Here is a 16,690-nt window from a genome sequence, read left to right as displayed (position 1 = left end):
GACACCCGCACTGCTCTGCACGTCCCGGACTCCCATGCTCTCTTGAGAGATCAAGACTAGGCCATAGTCTTTAACAATTCATATCAGACTTGTCTCAAACAGACCGGAAGCGGGACATTCCCTATGTTTTTCCACAGTGGCAAAAACTCACAAAAAAGCCCCGGAACGGCGAGGTTCCGGGGCATGTCTGTAGATATCGCCAGCGATTACGGACGGTAGGTCTTGCCCTCGGCGTCGAAGAGATGGAGCTTTTCCTGCGGTGCTGCAAACCGCAGGGTTTCACCCTTTGCGACGGAAAGGATGCCCGGTATCTTGACGATGATCGGCTCCTGCCCCTTCGGAGCCTCAAGATAGAGCAGCGTCACTTCGCCCAGAGCCTCGACGATCGAGACCTTGCCTTCGAAAAGATAGTCATCGCCGGTGACGATGCTCAGATCTTCCGGCCGGACACCGAAGCTCGCGGCCTTGCCTTGCTCGGTTGCGGGCGTCGGAACAGTGACGGCGAGTGTCTTGCCTCCAGCCAGTTCGATCGAGGTGCGTTCACCGGTTCCGGCAATCTTTGCCGCAATGATGTTCATGGCGGGCGAGCCAATGAAGCGGGCCACGAAGAGATTGGCCGGCCTTTCGTAAAGCTCCAGCGGCGGGCCGACCTGTTCCACCCGGCCGGCATTCAACACGACGATGCGGTCCGCCAGCGTCATCGCCTCCACCTGATCGTGGGTGACGTAGATCATCGTCGTTTCGGCCATCTGCTCGTTGAGCTTGGCGATTTCGATGCGTGTGGCGACACGCAGCGCCGCATCGAGGTTCGACAACGGTTCATCGAACAGGAAGACCTTGGGATTGCGGCAGATGGCGCGGCCGATGGCGACACGCTGGCGCTGGCCACCGGACAGAGCCTTGGGCAGACGCTCCAGATATTGCGTCAGTTGCAGGATTTCGGCAGCGGCACGGACGCGGCGATCAATCTCCTGCCTGCTCTCCTTGGCGATCTTCATGCCGAAGGCCATGTTGTCGTAAACCGTCATATGCGGATAAAGCGCATAGGACTGGAACACCATGGCAATGCCCCGGCGCGACGGCGGGATTTCATTGACCAGCTGGCCATCAATGAACATCTCGCCGCCGGTGATTTCCTCCAGACCGGCGATCATGCGCAGCAGTGTCGATTTTCCGCAGCCGGATGGCCCGACGAAGACGATGAATTCGCCCTGTTCGATCTCCAGATCGATGCCGTGCAGGACTTTTACCTGCCCGTATGATTTGCGGATGTCCTTGAGAACGAGACTTGTCATGGGTGTTCCTCCCTCATCTGTCAGGCGTAACGGGCGAAGAAAGCGCCCCATGCTGGAAGTTCGACGCTTCTGCCCTCAAGGCCGCTTGCAAAGCCGTGGCCTTCGAGAACCTCCCAGTTCCCTTCCGGCAGCGTGGCTTTTGCCGGCGTTGCAGACAGATTGAAGAGGCACAGAACGGTTTCATTGCCGAGCGTGCGGGTGTAGCTCGAAATCTCGCCCTCAACCGGCTGGAATTCGATGCCGCCCTTGGCGAATGCCGGATGCTTTTTGCGGAAGGAGAGGAAGCGGCGATAGTGCTCCAGCACCGAGGCCTCGTTGCCCTGCTGGGCGCTGACGGCATTCTGCCTGTGCTCGGCCGGAATGGGCAGCCAGGTCTTGTCCGACGTCGAGAAGCCGGCCTGTGCATGGCCCGCATCCCACACCATCGGCGTGCGGCAACCATCGCGGCCCTTGAATTCCGGCCAAAACTGGATGCCGTAGGGGTCCTGCAAATCCTCAAACGCGATATCGGCTTCGGTAAGGCCGAGTTCCTCACCCTCATAGATGCAGACGGAGCCGCGCTGCGTCATCAAAAGTGCTGAGAGAACCTTTGCGAAGGCGTGCTTGTCCTCGACATGCTCGCCCCAGCGGCTGACGTGGCGCACGACATCGTGGTTGGAGAAAGCCCAGCAGGCCCAGCCTTCCGGTGCTGCTCTGGCAAAATCCGCCTGCACATCGGCAACGCGCTGCGGGGTGAGCGCATCGGGTGCGAGGAATTCGAAGGCGTAACACATCTGCATCTTGTCGTCGCCGGAGGTATATTCGCCGACGATTTCGAGGCCGCGCTGGCTGTCGCCCACTTCGCCGACGGCGGCAATGTCAGGGAATTCGTCCAGCACCGCACGGAAGCGCTTCAGGAAGGCGATATTCTCAGGGCGGTTCTTGTCGTAGAGATGTTCCTGGAAGTTATAGGGGTTGACCGCAGGCGCGGTGGAGGCATTGCGGCGCTCGGGTGCCAGCGCCGGGTTGTCGCGCAATTCCAGATCATGGAAATAGAAGTTGATGGTGTCGAGGCGGAAACCATCGACGCCGCGCTTCAGCCAGAAGCGGGTGGCGTTCAGCAGTTCTTCCTGGACTTCTGCGTTATGCAGGTTGAGGTCCGGCTGTGAGGTCAGGAAGTTGTGCATGTAATATTGCATGCGGGTCGGATCCCACTGCCAGCCCGAACCGCCGAAGATCGACAGCCAGTTGTTGGGCGGCGTGCCATCCGGTTTGGCGTCAGACCAGACATACCAGTCCGATTTCGCATTGTTGCGGCTGGCGCGGCTTTCCACGAACCATGGGTGCTGGTCGGAGGTGTGCGACAAAACGAGGTCGATCATGACGCGGATGCCGAGGCGGTGGGCTTCGGCAATCAGGCCGTCAAAATCGGCGAGCGTGCCGAACATCGGGTCGACATCGACATAGTTCGAGACGTCGTAACCGAAGTCCTTCATTGGCGAAGTGAAGAAGGGGGAAATCCAGATGGCGTCCGCACCGAGGCCGGCAATATGCGCCAGCCGGTCGGTGATGCCCTTGAGGTCGCCGATGCCGTCGCCATTGGAGTCCTGATAGGAACGCGGGTAGATTTGATAGATAACCGCACCACGCCACCAGTCCTTGTTGGGCGTCAAAGCGGAAGTCACCGGAGCGATCATGGAAGTGTCCTGTTTGGTATGGGCGTTCATGGAATTATCAGCCTCCCTTGACGGAGCCTGCCAGCAGGCCACGCACGAGATAACGTTGAAGGGCGAAGAAGACGCCGAGCGGCACGATGATGGTGACGAAAGCCGAGGCGGTAAGGATTTCCCAATTGCCGCCGCGTGAACCGAGCAACGCGTTGAGCGCACCGGTCAGCACCAGCTCGTCTTTCTGCGTACCGAGGAAAACCATGGCAACGAGCAGGTCGTTCCAGGTCCACAGGAACTGGAAGATGGCGAAGGAGGCAAGTGCGGGGAAGGACAGCGGCAGGATGATCTTGACGAAGATTTCGAAATCGCTCGCGCCATCCACCCGGGCGCTTTCGATGATCTCTTTCGGCAGGCCGGAAATATAGTTGCGCAGCAGATAGATGGCGAGCGGCAGGCCAAAGGCGGTGTGCGCCAGCCAGATGCCGGCATAGGTCTTGGACGGCACGCCGAAGATAGTGCCGATTTCATTATAGAGCCGCAGCAGCGGAATCAGCGACATCTGCAACGGCACGACGATCAGGCCCACCACCATGGCAATCAGGAGATTACGGCCGGAAAAGTTCATCCATGACAAAGCATAGGCGGCAAAGGCGGCGATGAGGATCGGGATGACGGTTGCGGGAACGGCCACCGTCAGCGAGTTGACGAAGGACTGGCCGATGCCTTCCGAGGTCAGGACCGTGCGATAATTGTCGAGCGTGAAGACAGGCGGCGTGGCGACGGAAATATAGACGCGCTTGCCGCGAGAGCCTTCGAAGCTTGAGGCTTTGCTATATTCGTAAGTGCCGTCTTCGTTGACGAGCAGCGTCTCGCCATCGCCAATGTCCGCGGCTTCGCCGGCCTTGAAAGCCGTCGGTTCCTGCACGCGAACGCCAAAGGCTGCGACCTTGCCGCCCTTCCCGTTTTCGAAGACATTGCCTGATATGACGTAACGGCTGCCATCCTGCTTCTGGACGGTGGCATCGGCAAGGCGAACGGCCGCCGTCTGTTCAGAGCTTGAGAAGGCCGTCCACCAGCCGGAGACGGTGATCTGGTCCTTGTCGCGCAGCGAGCTGACGAGAATGCCGAGTGTCGGCAACAGCCAGAGAAGCACTACGACCAGCACGCTGGCATGGACGATGAGGCGCGGCAGGCCGACGCGGCGCAGGCGTTTGACGATATTCATCTCAGCGACCCTCCATCTCGCGGTTGGCCTGGCGGATGTTCCAGACCATGATCGGGGTGACGGCCGCCATGATGATGAGCGCGATGACGGCACTTCGGCCGCTATCGCCGCCGCCGCGGAACATCCAATCGAACATGAGGTTGGCGAGGACCATGGTGTTCCACTGGCCGTTGGTCATGGTCAGCACGATGTCGAAGACCTTGAGAACGAGAATGGTGATCGTCGTCCAGACGACGGCGATGGTGCCCCAGATTTGCGGAACCATGATTTTCCAGAAAATCTGCCAGCCATTGGCACCGTCGATGACCGCAGCCTCGATGGTCTCTTCCGGAATACCGCGTAGCGCTGCCGAAAGGATGACCATGGCGAAACCGGTCTGAATCCAGATCAGGATGACCATCAGGAAGAAATTGTTCCAGAAGGGCATGGAAATCCAAACCTCGGGACTGCCGCCGAAAAACTCGACGACGGCGTTCAGAAGGCCGATCTGCACCTGACCTTCGGCACGGTATTCGTAGATGAACTTCCAGATGACGGACGCGCCGACGAAGGAGATCGCCATCGGCATGAAGACGATGGATTTGGCGATATTGCCCCACCAGATGCGGTCGGTCATGACGGCGATGACGAGGCCGAAGAAGGTACAGGCGGCCGGCACGACGGCGAGCCAGAGGATGTTGTTGAAGATCGACTGGCGGAAACCGGCATCGAAGAACGCCCAGCGGTAATTGGCAAGGCCGACGAACTCGCTGCCTGTCCGGTCGTAAAACGACAGGATCAGCGTCGCGACAACGGGATAAACCAGATAGACGAGAAGCAGGATCAAGGCGGGGCCAACAAACAGCCATGGCCGAACCGCCGCGCGGCGGTTGAGATTGCGCGATGCCTGCAGCACGTCTCCCGAGCGGACGGGAAAGATGACCTGCAACAATTTGTCGGATAGCCAATAATAGGCGGCGCAGGCAAAAACCCCTGCCACCATGACGCCGATGGCAGAAACGAGTTGTTGAGCCATGGTCCCTCCCTTGATCCTTTCCGCGCCGCGCTGATTTATGCGGTCGTCGGGCCGTTCCTTTGGTAAAGGCCCGGCAGCAGCAAGCCGCCGGGCCTGATCCGGTATGTTTACTTCAGGCCGTCCCAGGCCTTCTGGATATCGGCCGCGACCTGATCGGCGGACTTGCCGCCGACGAAATCGATCATGCCGGTCCAGAATGCGCCGGCACCGATCTTGCCGGGCATCAGGTCGGAACCATCGAAACCGAAGGTCGTCGCCGTGGTGAGGATTTCACCCTGGCGCTTCATCTGCTCGTTGGCATAGGTGTCGACATTCACACCCTTATACGGCGTCAGGAAGCTGGACTGCGCCATCCACACTTCATGGGCGATCGGGGTTTTCAGGAATTCGACGAATGCCTTGGCGGCAGGCGCTTCCTTGGTGACGGTGACGAGCGTGCCAGCGCCGAGAACCGGCTTGCCGAGTTCAGGCTTGGACGCGTAAGTCGGCATGTAGAAGAAATCCGCATCCGTTCCGACCTTGGTGCCCTCAGGGAAGAAGGACGGAATGAAGGACGCCTGATGATGCAGGTAGCACTTCGGCGGAATGTCGAAGAGGCCCTTGGGGCTATCGCGGAAGTCGGTGGAGGCGACCGCCGCCACGCCACCGCTCACGTATTTTTCGTTCTTGGCGAATTTGCCGAATTCGTTGATCGCTTCGACTACAGCCGGATCGGTGAACTTGACCTCGTTCGTCGTCCACTTCTGGTAGACGTCGAGCGGCTGCGTGCGCAGCATCAAGTCTTCCACCCAGTCGGTTGCCGGCCAGCCGGTCGCACCGCCCGAACCGAGACCGATGCACCAGGGCGTACCGCCATCGGCGACGATCTGGTCCGTCAGCTTGAACAGGTCTTCCATGGTTTCGGGAACTTTATAGCCCGCTTCCTCGAAGTTCTCAGGCACGTACCAGACGAGCGATTTCACGTCGGCCTTGAACGGGAATGCGAAATAAGCCTTGTTGCCGTCCTTGCCCTTGTAGCTGCCAAGATCGACCCAGGACTTGCCGGCGCCGTAATTTTCCTCGACCCATTTGGCCGTGTCGTCGCCGAGCGGCACCAGGAAGCCCTTGGCGGCGAGATCGGCCAGAAGGCCGGGCTGCGGCAGGATGGCGATATTGGGCGGCGAGCCCGCCTGCGTGTCGATGACGATCTGCTGTTCGTAATTTTCCGACGAGGAATAACGGACATTCACGCCGGTCGCATCGGAAAAATAGGCAAGCACGGACTGGAACAGGGCCTCGTCCTCACCACGCCATGGCCCGAAAATCGTCAGCGTCTGCCCCTTCAGGTCGGCATGGGCCGCCTTGAAGTCTTCGTAGCTTTTCCAGTTGAACTTGGCGTCCCCGCCGGGCGCGAATTTCAGGTCGGCGGCAAAAGCCGCACCCGACAGCAGCAACATCGAAGCCGCCGTCGCCAAAAGAGTCTTCCGCATGTGATTTACCTCCCATCACATAAAAGCCTCAAAGCGTCCTCTTCCAATCAAAGCGCTTTGGCTGCCTATTCATCTCATTGTCATTGAGAAAGAGTCAAGAGGCTGTTTCTACGGAAAGGTTACGATGCCTTGCGAATAGTCATATTTATTTAGAAAGGCGGCTATCGTTTTCGATTGAGAAAAGCGGCAGAGGCTGGTAAAAATCTAAAGCGCTTTGGGAATCTGAGGAGAGGCTTTTGCCGTTTCCCGAGGCGCGCGCATGGAGGAAATACGGACATGAACCTGAAACAGTTGTCGCAACTGCTCGGCATTTCGCAGACCACCGTCAGCAGGGCGCTCAACGGTTATCCCGAGGTGAGCGCCGAGACACGCCGCCGTGTCATGGAGGCCGCCGAAAAGACGGGATATCGCCCGAATGCCGCAGCACAACGGCTGGCGACCGGTAAGGTCGGCTCCATCGGGCTTGTCATGCCGATTGGCGAACACCACCGCTCCGACGTGCATTTCGGCGAATTCCTGAGCGGCCTTGGCGAAGAAGCGTCGCGCAGCGGATTTCACCTCGTCATCATGCCGACGGAGCCGGAGAAGGAACGCGAAGCGCTGCGCGGGCTGGCGGCAAGCGGCAGTGTCGATGGCATCTATCTCGCTTATATGAAAAAGAACGATGCGCGCATCGCCATGATGCAGTCGCTCTCCCTGCCCTTCCTCGTGCATGGCAGGTCCGTCGGCGTGGAGGAGAATTATCCCTATCTCGATGTGGATAATGAGGGTGCGTTTCGCGATGCGACCCAGCTTCTCCTCCAGCTTGGCCATACGCGCATTGGGCTTCTGAACGGCCCGGAGGGTTATGATTTCACCTATCGGCGCTGTCTCGGGGTGGAGAAGGCCTTGGCTGCGAACGGCCTGACCCTGCACCCGAACAATAAAAGACATGGCAGCATGACGGATGAGGAAGGTTATCTCGGTATGGAGGCGCTGCTGTCCCGGCCGGAAAAGCCGACCGGGATTCTCTGCGCCAGTACCGCGCTTGCGCTCGGCGCGATCCGCTCGCTCAACCAGCGCGGCTTAAAACCCGGCAGGGATATTTCGCTGATCGCCCATGACGACGTGCTGCCGCTGCTGAAGCCGGATAATTTTTCCGTGCCGCTCACCACCACCCGCTCATCGCTCCGGGCCGCGGGCGTGCGCGTCGGTCAACGCCTGATCAATCGGATCAAGTTCGGGCAAATGGAACCGCATCAGGAACTCTGGAAGGCGGAGCTTGTGGTGCGCTCTTCGACGGGGCCGGCTCCAAAAGCGTAGCAGCCGGCCTGATCGCAAAAACTCAGAACGTCGGCGCTGTCTTGCCCAGCGAACGATAAGCGGCGATGACGGTGTTGGCCATCAGCATGGCGATCGTCATCGGGCCGACACCGCCCGGAACGGGCGAAATGGCAGCGGCAACGGCGCTTGCCTCGTCAAAGGCGACATCACCCACCAGCTTCGACTTGCCTTCGCCCTTTTCGGGAGCAGGAATACGGTTGATGCCGACATCGATGACGGTTGCGCCTGGCTTCACCCAGTCGCCCTTCACCATCGCCGCGCGGCCAACGGCCGCCACGAGAATATCGGCCGTCTTGCAGACGGTGGCGAGATCCCTGGTGCGCGAATGCGCCATCGTCACCGTGGCATTGGCATTGAGAAGAAGCTGGCCCATCGGCTTGCCGAACAGGTTCGAGCGGCCGATGACGACGGCATTCAGGCCGGAGAGATCGTCGCCGTGAATGCCGCGCACCAGAAGCATGGCGCCGGCCGGCGTGCAGGAAATAAGCCCGGTGGCGAGATCGCCCGTCGCCAGCTTGCCGGCGTTCAACACGCTCAGGCCGTCTACGTCCTTCTCGGGCAGGATCGACTGGATGATCTCATCGGAATTGAAGTGTTTCGGCAGGGGAAGTTGCACCAGAATGCCGTGAATGGAGGCATCGGCGTTCAGTTCGCCAACCAGCTTCAGAAGCTCACTTTGCGTCGTCTCTTCCGGCAGCGTGTGCTGGACGGAGTTGAAACCACATTGCTTGGCCATCTTGCTCTTGGAGTTCACGTAAGCATGGCTGGCCGGATCATTACCGACGATGACAACCGCGAGACCGGGCTTCACGCCCTTTTCCGTCTCAAGCGCTTCTGCCGATATGCGGACCGCCTCCGTTACCGAAGCCGCCTTCGCCTTCCCGTCAATCACAACTGCCATGCGTCTTGCTCCTGCTGGATTACGTTGGCCCCGTATGGTGCCCCCTTTGCAGGAATGCAAGCAAAAATACAGCCTCGTCAGGCAGTTTTGCGGTAGTCGTCCTGGTGATCGGCGTAATCGGCGAGACGCTCTCTTAGATGCGCCAGCTCGCGTCTCAATTCCGCCAACTCCTCGGCTTCGGCCTGTTCATGATCGAAGTGTCCGGCAAGGGCTTCATTGAGCAATGGCGGGAGCTCCGATGACATTTGAGTGGCGCTTCTGACCGTTCGGTTACCCATCAGCACCTGCCGCACGCGCTCGTCCAGCGGCATATCATCGGCATCATTTGCAGCTTCGGCATAATAGTCTGCGAAGGCGTCTTCAGGCTGGACGTAATCGTCTGCGGCAAGGACTTCCAGATCATCGAAAACCGCCGGCTCAATTTGCTCGAATTCGGAAAATTGCAGCGATTGCTCCGGCCCATCCATGGAAGCGGGAAGTTGCGCTTCATTTTCGACGACCAGCGCGTCCTCTTGCTCCTCGTCATGGCGACGATAGCTCAGAAGATAAAGGCTGCCCAGCAGACCGATCAGTCCGCCGCCACCTGCCATCATCGCCGCCTGCGTCAGATCACGCGACAGTTCGCCCGGTCCAGCCTTCTTTGCAAGGCGGGTTTCGATGGCGGGCGTCGAGGAAGAGGACAGCTCACGGCGCTCGCTCGCTTCCAGATAGGCATTTCTCGCTGTCTCAAGCTCAGCCTGCAATCGCGAAAGCTCACCGGGAGCGACGCCCAGAGCCTCTAAGCGGTCAAGGTGCTTCTTACGCTCGCCATTCGCGGTCGCAATCTCCTGGGCGATGCGCTTTTCATCCACCCGCAAACCTTCAACCACTTGGCGCAATGCGGGAGCCGCCAGCGCCTGTACGGCATCCACCGCATTCTGGGCGGCGATGCGGCGCGGGTGTTTCGGGCCATAATCAACCGAGACACTGGCAAGCGCCATGCTGGCGGTCGCGTGTTTCTGCCTGATATCCTCAAGCGCTGCGAAAGCCGTGCCGGCCGGCAAAGGCTTCGACAAAACATCATTCGGCTTGAGGGCGGAGGCCAGCGTCAAATCCGCCTGCAGCGACTGCTGGTACTGTGTGCTGCCCGCAAGGCTGTCGTTCACCTCACGCAATTGCTGTTCGAGCTGCTGCACTTCCGAGAGAACGGCATCGCCATGGCGCATCTGGAAGCCGTTCAATGCCGCTTCCGCCTCGTCCAGCCTTGTCCTTGCCCGCTCGGTCTCACGCATGGCGGGCGTCATGGTGCCGGCCTTGCCATCCGCCATGACCCGCATCGAAAGATAATCGGTCAGCCGCATCGCGCCTTCCGGCGTCGCGGCCTTCGCAGTCACGATCAGCGTATTTTCATCCGGCGTCAGTTCCAGCCGTATCGCCTCACCCACCGCGCCATTCAGTGCTTCTCGCGGCGAAAGCGGACGTGCGTCCGCGCCTGTCAAAAGATCGACGAGCAGGCCAAGCTCACCCTGATTGCGAACGCCCACCATATCGGCGGGTTTCAGCTTCAGATCGCCGCTGATCCGGTCAAGCCCGGCGGGAGATAACAGGGTGCGTCGCGCCATCGCCAAAAAGCGGGTCGCATCGGGCGCATCATAGGACGCCTGGGTGACCTCGATCCGGGCCTGCGAAACATATCCGCGAAAGCCGGAATCGATCAGCAGCAACGGAAGGGCCGCGCAGGTAACGGTAGCGGCAACGACGCAACCAGCAGTCAAAAGCCGCAGACAATGTCTGCGCCATTGCGACGGGGGTACGGCGACATCGTCCTCGTCGGGGCGGATCGCCATCATATCCGGACTGTTATCAACCATCTGAAGCCGTCTGCCACGCTCGGTGCCGCCCGCAACGGGCGACTGTCAAAACCTTACGAGAGGTTAAAGGATCGTGGCAAACAAATGGTTAACGTGGGCTTCGAGAGCCCGTCTCAGCTTTACCGAGCGCAATGTGCCACGGTTCAGCACAGAGGCTGTAAAGCCAGCTCATATGCAGCTTTCGAAAGATTTCCGGCATGCCCGCCACTTCGGACGACAGCACCTTGAACAATGGGCCGACCGCGATTGCGACGCGCACATCCTGACGGCTGACGGTTCGGTGCAACCATTTTTCCTGATTTTCACCGCTCATGCCGGCAAGCAGAATATCGACCTTCACCCCGGAGGCGTCCCGGCCCAGCATCACAAAATCATGCCATGGCGCATGGGCGCGCAGCTTTGCCAGCACTTCACTAAGCTGCGCCGCATCGTCGCCTGCAACACCAATCCGTTTCGGCACCGCCATATAGGTCAGAAGCGCCATGACGAAAGCGACACCATCGATGACAACAGGCAGAGGCTTGCCATTTTCCACACGGGCGGCGGCATTCATCGCCTTGCCCTGCGGCAGAAGCAGGCAGCTTTCCAGAATCTCGCGGTAAGCGATATCTTTAAGCGACAGTCTGGCTTTATCGATGGTGAGGAAAGAGAGCATCGTGTGCCCTTCGCAAGCCGAAGCCCGGCCGCTGACCAGTTCCAGTGCCCCATTCCAGTCGAGATCACAGACACGCAGTCCGTGGATATTCCGTTGCGATCCCGGCCGCGCAAAACCTGACGCGAAACTCATTGCCAACCCCCGAATGCCAAACCCACCACCGCCAATCCGGCGCATGGTAGCGGGACGGCGGCTCATGGGTTTGTTTATACAGGTGCAGGTTGAAGTTATGCTGAAAGCAATCGCTCGAATATTCGGGCTCGTGCAAAGGAACGGTTAACCAGACCGGGAAACCGTCCGTCGGCGGGCGCGTGAGCCGCCCCCTGCGACGTTAGTAGCTGGGCGCGGCGGCGGCTTCTTTTCCAGCTTCGGCCTTCTCGCCCTCGACGATCTTGACCGAACGGGGTGTGCCATTGCCGTTCTGCTCGCGAATATCGGCCTTCGACAGATAATCCAGCTGTTCGATCAGCACATCCTCGACCACCTCGTCTTCCAGCCTCTTGTTCAGCCCCTCGCGGATGCGCTGCTTGAAGGCCTCGGGATCGAAGGTGGAAATATTGGCGATGTTGACCATGGAGGAACCCGCCAGAAGGGTGAACAATTCGTCGGTCATCAGCTGCGTTGCCGGCAGCTCGATCTTCGCCATCTTGTCCTTGTCGACGCGCAGCGAAATCCGGCTGAGGAAATAGCCGTTCACCCCGCCATCATTGATGACGGGAATGGTGATGCTTTCACCCTTGACCAATTGCAGATTGGTCTTTTTCGCGCCCGCCTCATCTCCCGGCGCCGTCGCCATCTGGACGGAGAAATACACCGCGCCGAGCGTGACGGCGCAAACCCAGACGCCGGTGAGAAGAAGCTTCAACATCAGGAGGCGGCACCGTACATGAACTGTTCCTGCGAATAGGTGCCGTCCGTATCGGCTTCCTGGATCGCGTTCTTCAGCAGGTCCGCAACAGCACGAACAGCGTTCAGATGCGCCTCAACGCGGCTGGCATTGGTTGCGAGCTTGGACTTGATGCCCTTTACCTGCTCCAGATAACCACCGGCGATGTCTTCGCGCGGTGTGTCGCGAAACAGCATGGTGAGTTCATAGAGGCAGCGGCTTTTATGGGCGTTGGAAACCTTAAAGTCGAATTGCGGATCCTTACCGATATTATCGTTCTCATTGTCGATGATCATCTCAAGGCGGCCGAGAACGGATTGGATACGGTGGTCGTTCGACATAAGGTCCATGCTTGTCTCCTCGTTAAGGTTTTTCATTCTCAAGCCTCGTCCGTTTTATCATTGGAAACGCCGAGGACCTGCCGCTCGAACTCCGCCACCATCCGAATTGCAGCATTATGGTCTTTTTCATTCATCGATACGTCGGTGATGCCTTTGCTTTCGGCTTTCCGCAACGCATCCTTGTAGGCCTGCTCCGCAATGCCGACGCCGCCATTTCGGGAGATCGTGTCGGCAAACTGTTCCGCCATCATGCTTTTCCAGATTTCGCCGGCATTACCCTTGCCATAAACTTCCTCACTGTCTTTCGGCAGCATGTTGGCAACGAAGGTCTGGAGAACCGAGGCTTCATATTTGCGGTAGGTTTCAGGAATCTCCGTGCGCGCCGAGCGAATATTGGTATCGCCCAGGCCCGCCTTCGAAGAGGCGCCATCCAGCATATCGACGGCGGCGCCAAAGCCCTTGCCCGCATCTGCAAGGCTGGTTGCGGCAAAAGCCGCCTTGTTCGCTTTGAGTTTTTCCTGGGCGATCTGTACTTCCTGGGGGTCCGCAGCGCGCACCACATCCATCACCAGATCACTTATAACCGATATCGCCACGTCCCGATCTCCCGAGCTGACGAACGTGTGGCATGGAAAGCCGACACGTCCGTTCAATCAAGAAACATCGCCGGAGACGTCTTTCGAACGCCCGCGATGCAACAATGGAACGGACTATGGATCGCCAACCTTGCTGGAGGCTGGTGTCCGAGATGCGTTTGTTATTTCAAGCAGATCATAGATTGCATTGTCGTCGGCCTCGCGATCCTCGAGATCGCGGGCAAGATGCATTCTGTCCTCAAGCCGATCGGCCTTGGTCTTTTCCTTCAGCACCTTGTTTTCCTGCAATTGCTGCACGCCGGCAAGCTGGCGGTCCTTGACGACAAGGCGGCCGTAACGATCCGAATAATGTCTGGAAAACGTCTGATGCACCGGCTCCATGGAACTCATGGCTTCCAGCACGTTGTCCATGGATTGCGCCACTTCGGTACGCACGCGGGTGGTATCGGCAAGCTCCACCTCGGCCATTTTTTCCATGTGGCGCTGGACCGTTACCAGACGCTTGAGTTTTGCTGAGCGCTTGTCCGAAGCCATGGCTTTCTCCAGATCAAAAACCGATGAAGACCGGGCCGAAACCATCCACGAACTGACGGATGAGGGCCGCGACCGACAAATAAAGCATGAAAAGACCGCCTGCCAGAACGAAAGGCGTCGAGATGAAGTAAACCGGAATCTGCGGCGCCAGCTTGTTGATGAGACCAACCGCGACGTTGAACATCAGACCGTAGATCACGAAGGGGCTGGCGAGCCGCAGCATGATGGAGAAGGTCGCCCGCAGCGTATCGGTGAGCGTGATCAGCATTTTCTGGCCGCTGATAAGCGCACCGACCGGCGTAGCGGTATAGGAATCCACCAGCGCCTTCAGGACGATATGGTGGAAATCCAGCATGAACAGCACCAGCAAACCACCGAAGGTGATGAAGTTGGATATCTGGTTTTCCTGCACGTCCTCGATGACATCCGCACCACCCGGAGCGCTGAGACCGATGGAGTTGCCGATGAGCGCGCCGGTGAACTGAAAACCGAGCGTATAAAACCGCGCGATCAAGCCATACATCGCGCCGATGGCGATCTCCGAGGCGATGATGCCGACCACGGTACCCTGGCTTGCACCGGAGATTTTCGGGTAGATCGAATCCCAAAGGATCGGCAGAAGCGCCATGGACACTGCGACGCATAGCAACATGCGGATCTGCGGCGAAATACGCGAGCTGGAAAAGCCCGGCATGGTCATGAAACAGGCGCCGATACGGCAAATGGCAAGGAACAATGCGATAATTGTCCCTTGCGGGTCGGTTATCATGAAATGGCGCCCAGGATCTTGATCTCCAGCCCCTTCGCCAGTTCCACATGTGAAAGAACCGGCAGGGTCGCAAAGAGTCGCTCGATAATCATGCGCACATAGGACCGCGTTTCCGGCGAGGTTACAAGGACAAAGGGCAGTCCGCGATCCATGAATTCACGGATAACTTTCGACGCCTGCTCGGAAAACTCTTCGAGATGGCGGGGATCGATGTCGAATTCGACGATCTCGCCCTTTTGATCGCGCTTCAGCGCCTGATGGAAGACCATGTCCCACTTGTTGCCGAGACGCAGGACGCGCAGCACGCCATTGTCGGCAAGATCGCCGCAGAGCTGCTGCGACATGCGCACCCGCACATGCTCGACGATCTGCTCGGTCTTGCGCACATGCGGCGCAAGTTCGGCAACCGCTTCCAGAATGAGATGCAGGTTGCGGATCGACACGCGTTCGGCAAGCAGCAGTTTCAGAACCGCCTGCAGGCCGGAATAGGACATGTGCGACGAGCAGATTTCGTCGGCCAGCTTCTTGTATTCGGGATCAAGCCGGTCGATGAGGATTTTGACGTCCTTGTAGGACAGGAGCTGTGGCAGGTTGTTTCGGATGACTTCGCTCAGATGCGTCAGCACCACCGAGACGTTATCAATGGGGTGGAAGCCTTCGCGCTTCAGATCCTCGGTAAAGGTCTCAAGGATCGAGACGGCCGGCATGCCGAAAGCAGGTTCGCGGATTTCGTCGCCGGGAATGCTCGGCTTGCGCCCTGCCCCGGTCACGACAAGAACATCGCCGACACGCAGATTGCTCGATGCGATGGTCGTGCCGTGGACGCGGATCTGATAGGCTTTTTCCGGGATCATGATGTCGTCGGAGACCTTGATCTCCGGCACGACGAAACCGTACTGGCTTGCGAATTTCTTGCGCATCTTGCCGACGCGGAAGGCCAGTTCCTGATGTGCGCCGAGAAGCCGTGTCGAAACCTGCTTGCCCAGCGCCAGTTCGATTTCGGACGTCTTCAGCACCTGCTTGACCGAATCCTTCTCCGCTTCGCTGGTCTGGAAAACCTTGTTCGCTTCTTCCTGGCGCAGCAGGGCGCTTTCGGCCTCGGCCTGGCGCGGAATATACCAGCTGCCGAAAGCCATGATGCCGCCCAGGAACATGAAGGGCAGGAAGGGCAGGCCCGGAATGATCGCAAGAAGCCCCATCAGCATGGCCGAAACCATCAAAGCGCGAGGATAACCGCTCAGCTGATTGACGACAGCCTGATCCGTGGAGCCGGCTGTGCCGCCGCGAGACACCAGAAGGCCCGCCGCCAGCGAGACGATAAGGGCCGGGATCTGCGAGACGATACCGTCACCGACCGAAAGCTTGACGAAAACGTCGGCAGCTTCGCCGATGGGCATACCGTGACGGAAATAACCGATGATGATGCCGCCGAAAACATTGATCGCGGTGATGATGAGGCCGGCGATCGCGTCGCCGCGGACGAATTTCGAGGCACCGTCCATCGAACCGAAGAACGAGCTTTCCTCTTCCAGCTCACGGCGGCGGCGCTGCGCTTCCTTTTCATCAATGATACCGGCGGACAGATCCGCATCGATCGACATCTGCTTGCCGGGGATGGCATCGAGCGTGAAGCGCGCGCCGACTTCGGCGATACGCGTCGCACCCTTGGTGATGACGATGAAGTTGACGGTGATCAGAATCAGAAAGACGATCAGACCGATGACGAAGTCGCCAGACATCACGAGGCTGGAGAAACCGGCGATCACGCCACCCGCCGCCGTCGCTCCCTCATTGCCATGTGAAAGGATGACACGCGTCGTCGCAATGTTCAGCGACAGGCGGATCATCGTCGCGATCAGCAACACGGTCGGAAAAGACGAGAAATCCAGCGGGCGCTGAATCCAGAGCGCCACCATGAGGATAAGGACGGAAAGTGCGATCGAAAACGCCAGTCCGATATCCACCAGAAAGACCGGAATGGGCAGGAACAGGACGCAAAGGATCGAAATGATGCCCAATGCGAAACCGACATCACGCATGCTCGGACTTACTTTGGGCAAGGAGATGACTGGTGGTTGCGCCATAAAATCGTCCTGTCTCTTCATGAGAAGGGCGACGGAAAAGCCGCCGCACGGTTCGCGGCATCGGCTTTTCGAAATTACGCGCGCAATTCGGTCCGATG

The 16,690-nt window shown here is 58.9% G+C and carries 15 protein-coding genes; 1 reads left to right on the top strand and 14 read right to left on the bottom strand.

Annotated features, from left to right (window positions below; translation table 11 throughout):
- Window positions 1–206 precede the first annotated feature (206 nt).
- The 5 genes from DXT96_RS00625 to DXT96_RS00605 all read right to left on the bottom strand — a co-directional run bounded on the left by DXT96_RS00625 (window position 207) and on the right by DXT96_RS00605 (window position 6,653).
- Window positions 207–1,295 carry an ABC transporter ATP-binding protein gene (locus tag DXT96_RS00625; protein WP_149898590.1) on the bottom strand — a complete coding sequence of 363 codons (1,089 nt, stop codon included), beginning with the start codon at window positions 1,293–1,295 and terminating at the stop codon, window positions 207–209.
- 20 nt (window positions 1,296–1,315) lie between these two features.
- Window positions 1,316–2,971, bottom strand: a complete 1,656-nt coding sequence (locus DXT96_RS00620; RefSeq protein WP_153514120.1) for an alpha-glucosidase family protein — start codon at window positions 2,969–2,971, stop codon at window positions 1,316–1,318.
- 37 nt (window positions 2,972–3,008) lie between these two features.
- The gene (locus DXT96_RS00615) at window positions 3,009–4,169 is read right to left on the bottom strand and encodes a carbohydrate ABC transporter permease (protein ID WP_153513190.1); all 1,161 of its coding nucleotides are present in this window, start codon (window positions 4,167–4,169) and stop codon (window positions 3,009–3,011) included.
- A 1-nt stretch (window position 4,170) separates the two neighbouring features.
- Window positions 4,171–5,184, bottom strand: a complete 1,014-nt coding sequence (locus DXT96_RS00610; protein ID WP_194287513.1) for a carbohydrate ABC transporter permease — start codon at window positions 5,182–5,184, stop codon at window positions 4,171–4,173.
- Window positions 5,185–5,291: 107 nt separating this feature from the next.
- The gene (locus DXT96_RS00605) at window positions 5,292–6,653 is read right to left on the bottom strand and encodes an ABC transporter substrate-binding protein (RefSeq protein WP_153513189.1); all 1,362 of its coding nucleotides are present in this window, start codon (window positions 6,651–6,653) and stop codon (window positions 5,292–5,294) included.
- Between the two features lie 276 nt (window positions 6,654–6,929).
- On the opposite strand from DXT96_RS00605, the gene DXT96_RS00600 reads away from it, so the two are divergent.
- Window positions 6,930–7,955: a LacI family DNA-binding transcriptional regulator gene (locus DXT96_RS00600; RefSeq protein WP_153513188.1), complete on the top strand. Its 1,026-nt coding sequence runs from the start codon at window positions 6,930–6,932 to the stop codon at window positions 7,953–7,955.
- Window positions 7,956–7,977: 22 nt separating this feature from the next.
- On the opposite strand, the gene DXT96_RS00595 is transcribed toward DXT96_RS00600, so the two are convergent.
- From DXT96_RS00595 to flhA, 9 genes are all read right to left on the bottom strand, one after another.
- Window positions 7,978–8,877 carry a bifunctional methylenetetrahydrofolate dehydrogenase/methenyltetrahydrofolate cyclohydrolase gene (locus tag DXT96_RS00595; protein ID WP_153513187.1) on the bottom strand — a complete coding sequence of 300 codons (900 nt, stop codon included), beginning with the start codon at window positions 8,875–8,877 and terminating at the stop codon, window positions 7,978–7,980.
- A gap of 77 nt (window positions 8,878–8,954) precedes the next feature.
- Window positions 8,955–10,727 carry a GumC family protein gene (locus tag DXT96_RS00590; protein WP_153513186.1) on the bottom strand — a complete coding sequence of 591 codons (1,773 nt, stop codon included), beginning with the start codon at window positions 10,725–10,727 and terminating at the stop codon, window positions 8,955–8,957.
- An 88-nt stretch (window positions 10,728–10,815) separates the two neighbouring features.
- The gene (locus DXT96_RS00585; protein WP_153513185.1) at window positions 10,816–11,514 is read right to left on the bottom strand and encodes a WecB/TagA/CpsF family glycosyltransferase; all 699 of its coding nucleotides are present in this window, start codon (window positions 11,512–11,514) and stop codon (window positions 10,816–10,818) included.
- Between the two features lie 199 nt (window positions 11,515–11,713).
- Window positions 11,714–12,250, bottom strand: a complete 537-nt coding sequence (locus DXT96_RS00580; RefSeq protein ID WP_153513184.1) for a flagellar basal body-associated FliL family protein — start codon at window positions 12,248–12,250, stop codon at window positions 11,714–11,716.
- A complete protein-coding gene (locus DXT96_RS00575) occupies window positions 12,250–12,618 on the bottom strand; it encodes a hypothetical protein (RefSeq protein ID WP_046800735.1) in 369 nt (122 codons plus the stop codon). The genes DXT96_RS00580 and DXT96_RS00575 overlap by 1 nt, the downstream gene beginning before the upstream one ends.
- Window positions 12,619–12,647: 29 nt before the next feature.
- Complete coding sequence (locus DXT96_RS00570) at window positions 12,648–13,205, bottom strand: rod-binding protein (RefSeq protein WP_046800607.1); 558 nt, start codon at window positions 13,203–13,205, stop codon at window positions 12,648–12,650.
- A gap of 114 nt (window positions 13,206–13,319) precedes the next feature.
- On the bottom strand, window positions 13,320–13,739 hold the full coding sequence (locus DXT96_RS00565) for a hypothetical protein (protein ID WP_153513183.1): 420 nt from the start codon (window positions 13,737–13,739) through the stop codon (window positions 13,320–13,322).
- Between the two features lie 13 nt (window positions 13,740–13,752).
- Window positions 13,753–14,508 (bottom strand): flagellar biosynthetic protein FliR, encoded by a 756-nt coding sequence (fliR, locus tag DXT96_RS00560; protein ID WP_153513182.1) that lies wholly within the window; start codon window positions 14,506–14,508, stop codon window positions 13,753–13,755.
- Complete coding sequence (gene flhA / locus DXT96_RS00555; protein ID WP_153513181.1) at window positions 14,505–16,592, bottom strand: flagellar biosynthesis protein FlhA; 2,088 nt, start codon at window positions 16,590–16,592, stop codon at window positions 14,505–14,507. Before flhA ends, fliR begins: the two co-directional genes overlap by 4 nt.
- Between the last annotated feature and the right edge of the window lie 98 nt (window positions 16,593–16,690).

Origin of the sequence: Agrobacterium sp. ICMP 6402, assembly GCF_009498615.1 — a bacterium.
Taxonomy (GTDB): Bacteria; Pseudomonadota; Alphaproteobacteria; order Rhizobiales; family Rhizobiaceae; genus Agrobacterium; species Agrobacterium burrii.
This window is presented reverse-complemented; position numbering and strand designations above follow the sequence as displayed.

Coding starts and splice junctions, on each gene's coding strand:
- DXT96_RS00625 (WP_149898590.1), bottom strand. CDS start 1,295: ATGACAAGTCTCGTTCTCAAGGACATCCGCAAATCATACGGGCAGGTA.
- DXT96_RS00620 (WP_153514120.1), bottom strand. CDS start 2,971: ATGATCGCTCCGGTGACTTCCGCTTTGACGCCCAACAAGGACTGGTGG.
- DXT96_RS00615 (WP_153513190.1), bottom strand. CDS start 4,169: ATGAATATCGTCAAACGCCTGCGCCGCGTCGGCCTGCCGCGCCTCATC.
- DXT96_RS00610 (WP_194287513.1), bottom strand. CDS start 5,184: ATGGCTCAACAACTCGTTTCTGCCATCGGCGTCATGGTGGCAGGGGTT.
- DXT96_RS00605 (WP_153513189.1), bottom strand. CDS start 6,653: ATGCGGAAGACTCTTTTGGCGACGGCGGCTTCGATGTTGCTGCTGTCG.
- DXT96_RS00600 (WP_153513188.1), top strand. CDS start 6,930: ATGAACCTGAAACAGTTGTCGCAACTGCTCGGCATTTCGCAGACCACC.
- DXT96_RS00595 (WP_153513187.1), bottom strand. CDS start 8,877: ATGGCAGTTGTGATTGACGGGAAGGCGAAGGCGGCTTCGGTAACGGAG.
- DXT96_RS00590 (WP_153513186.1), bottom strand. CDS start 10,727: ATGGTTGATAACAGTCCGGATATGATGGCGATCCGCCCCGACGAGGAC.
- DXT96_RS00585 (WP_153513185.1), bottom strand. CDS start 11,514: ATGAGTTTCGCGTCAGGTTTTGCGCGGCCGGGATCGCAACGGAATATC.
- DXT96_RS00580 (WP_153513184.1), bottom strand. CDS start 12,250: ATGTTGAAGCTTCTTCTCACCGGCGTCTGGGTTTGCGCCGTCACGCTC.
- DXT96_RS00575 (WP_046800735.1), bottom strand. CDS start 12,618: ATGGACCTTATGTCGAACGACCACCGTATCCAATCCGTTCTCGGCCGC.
- DXT96_RS00565 (WP_153513183.1), bottom strand. CDS start 13,739: ATGGCTTCGGACAAGCGCTCAGCAAAACTCAAGCGTCTGGTAACGGTC.
- fliR (WP_153513182.1), bottom strand. CDS start 14,508: ATGATAACCGACCCGCAAGGGACAATTATCGCATTGTTCCTTGCCATT.
- flhA (WP_153513181.1), bottom strand. CDS start 16,592: ATGGCGCAACCACCAGTCATCTCCTTGCCCAAAGTAAGTCCGAGCATG.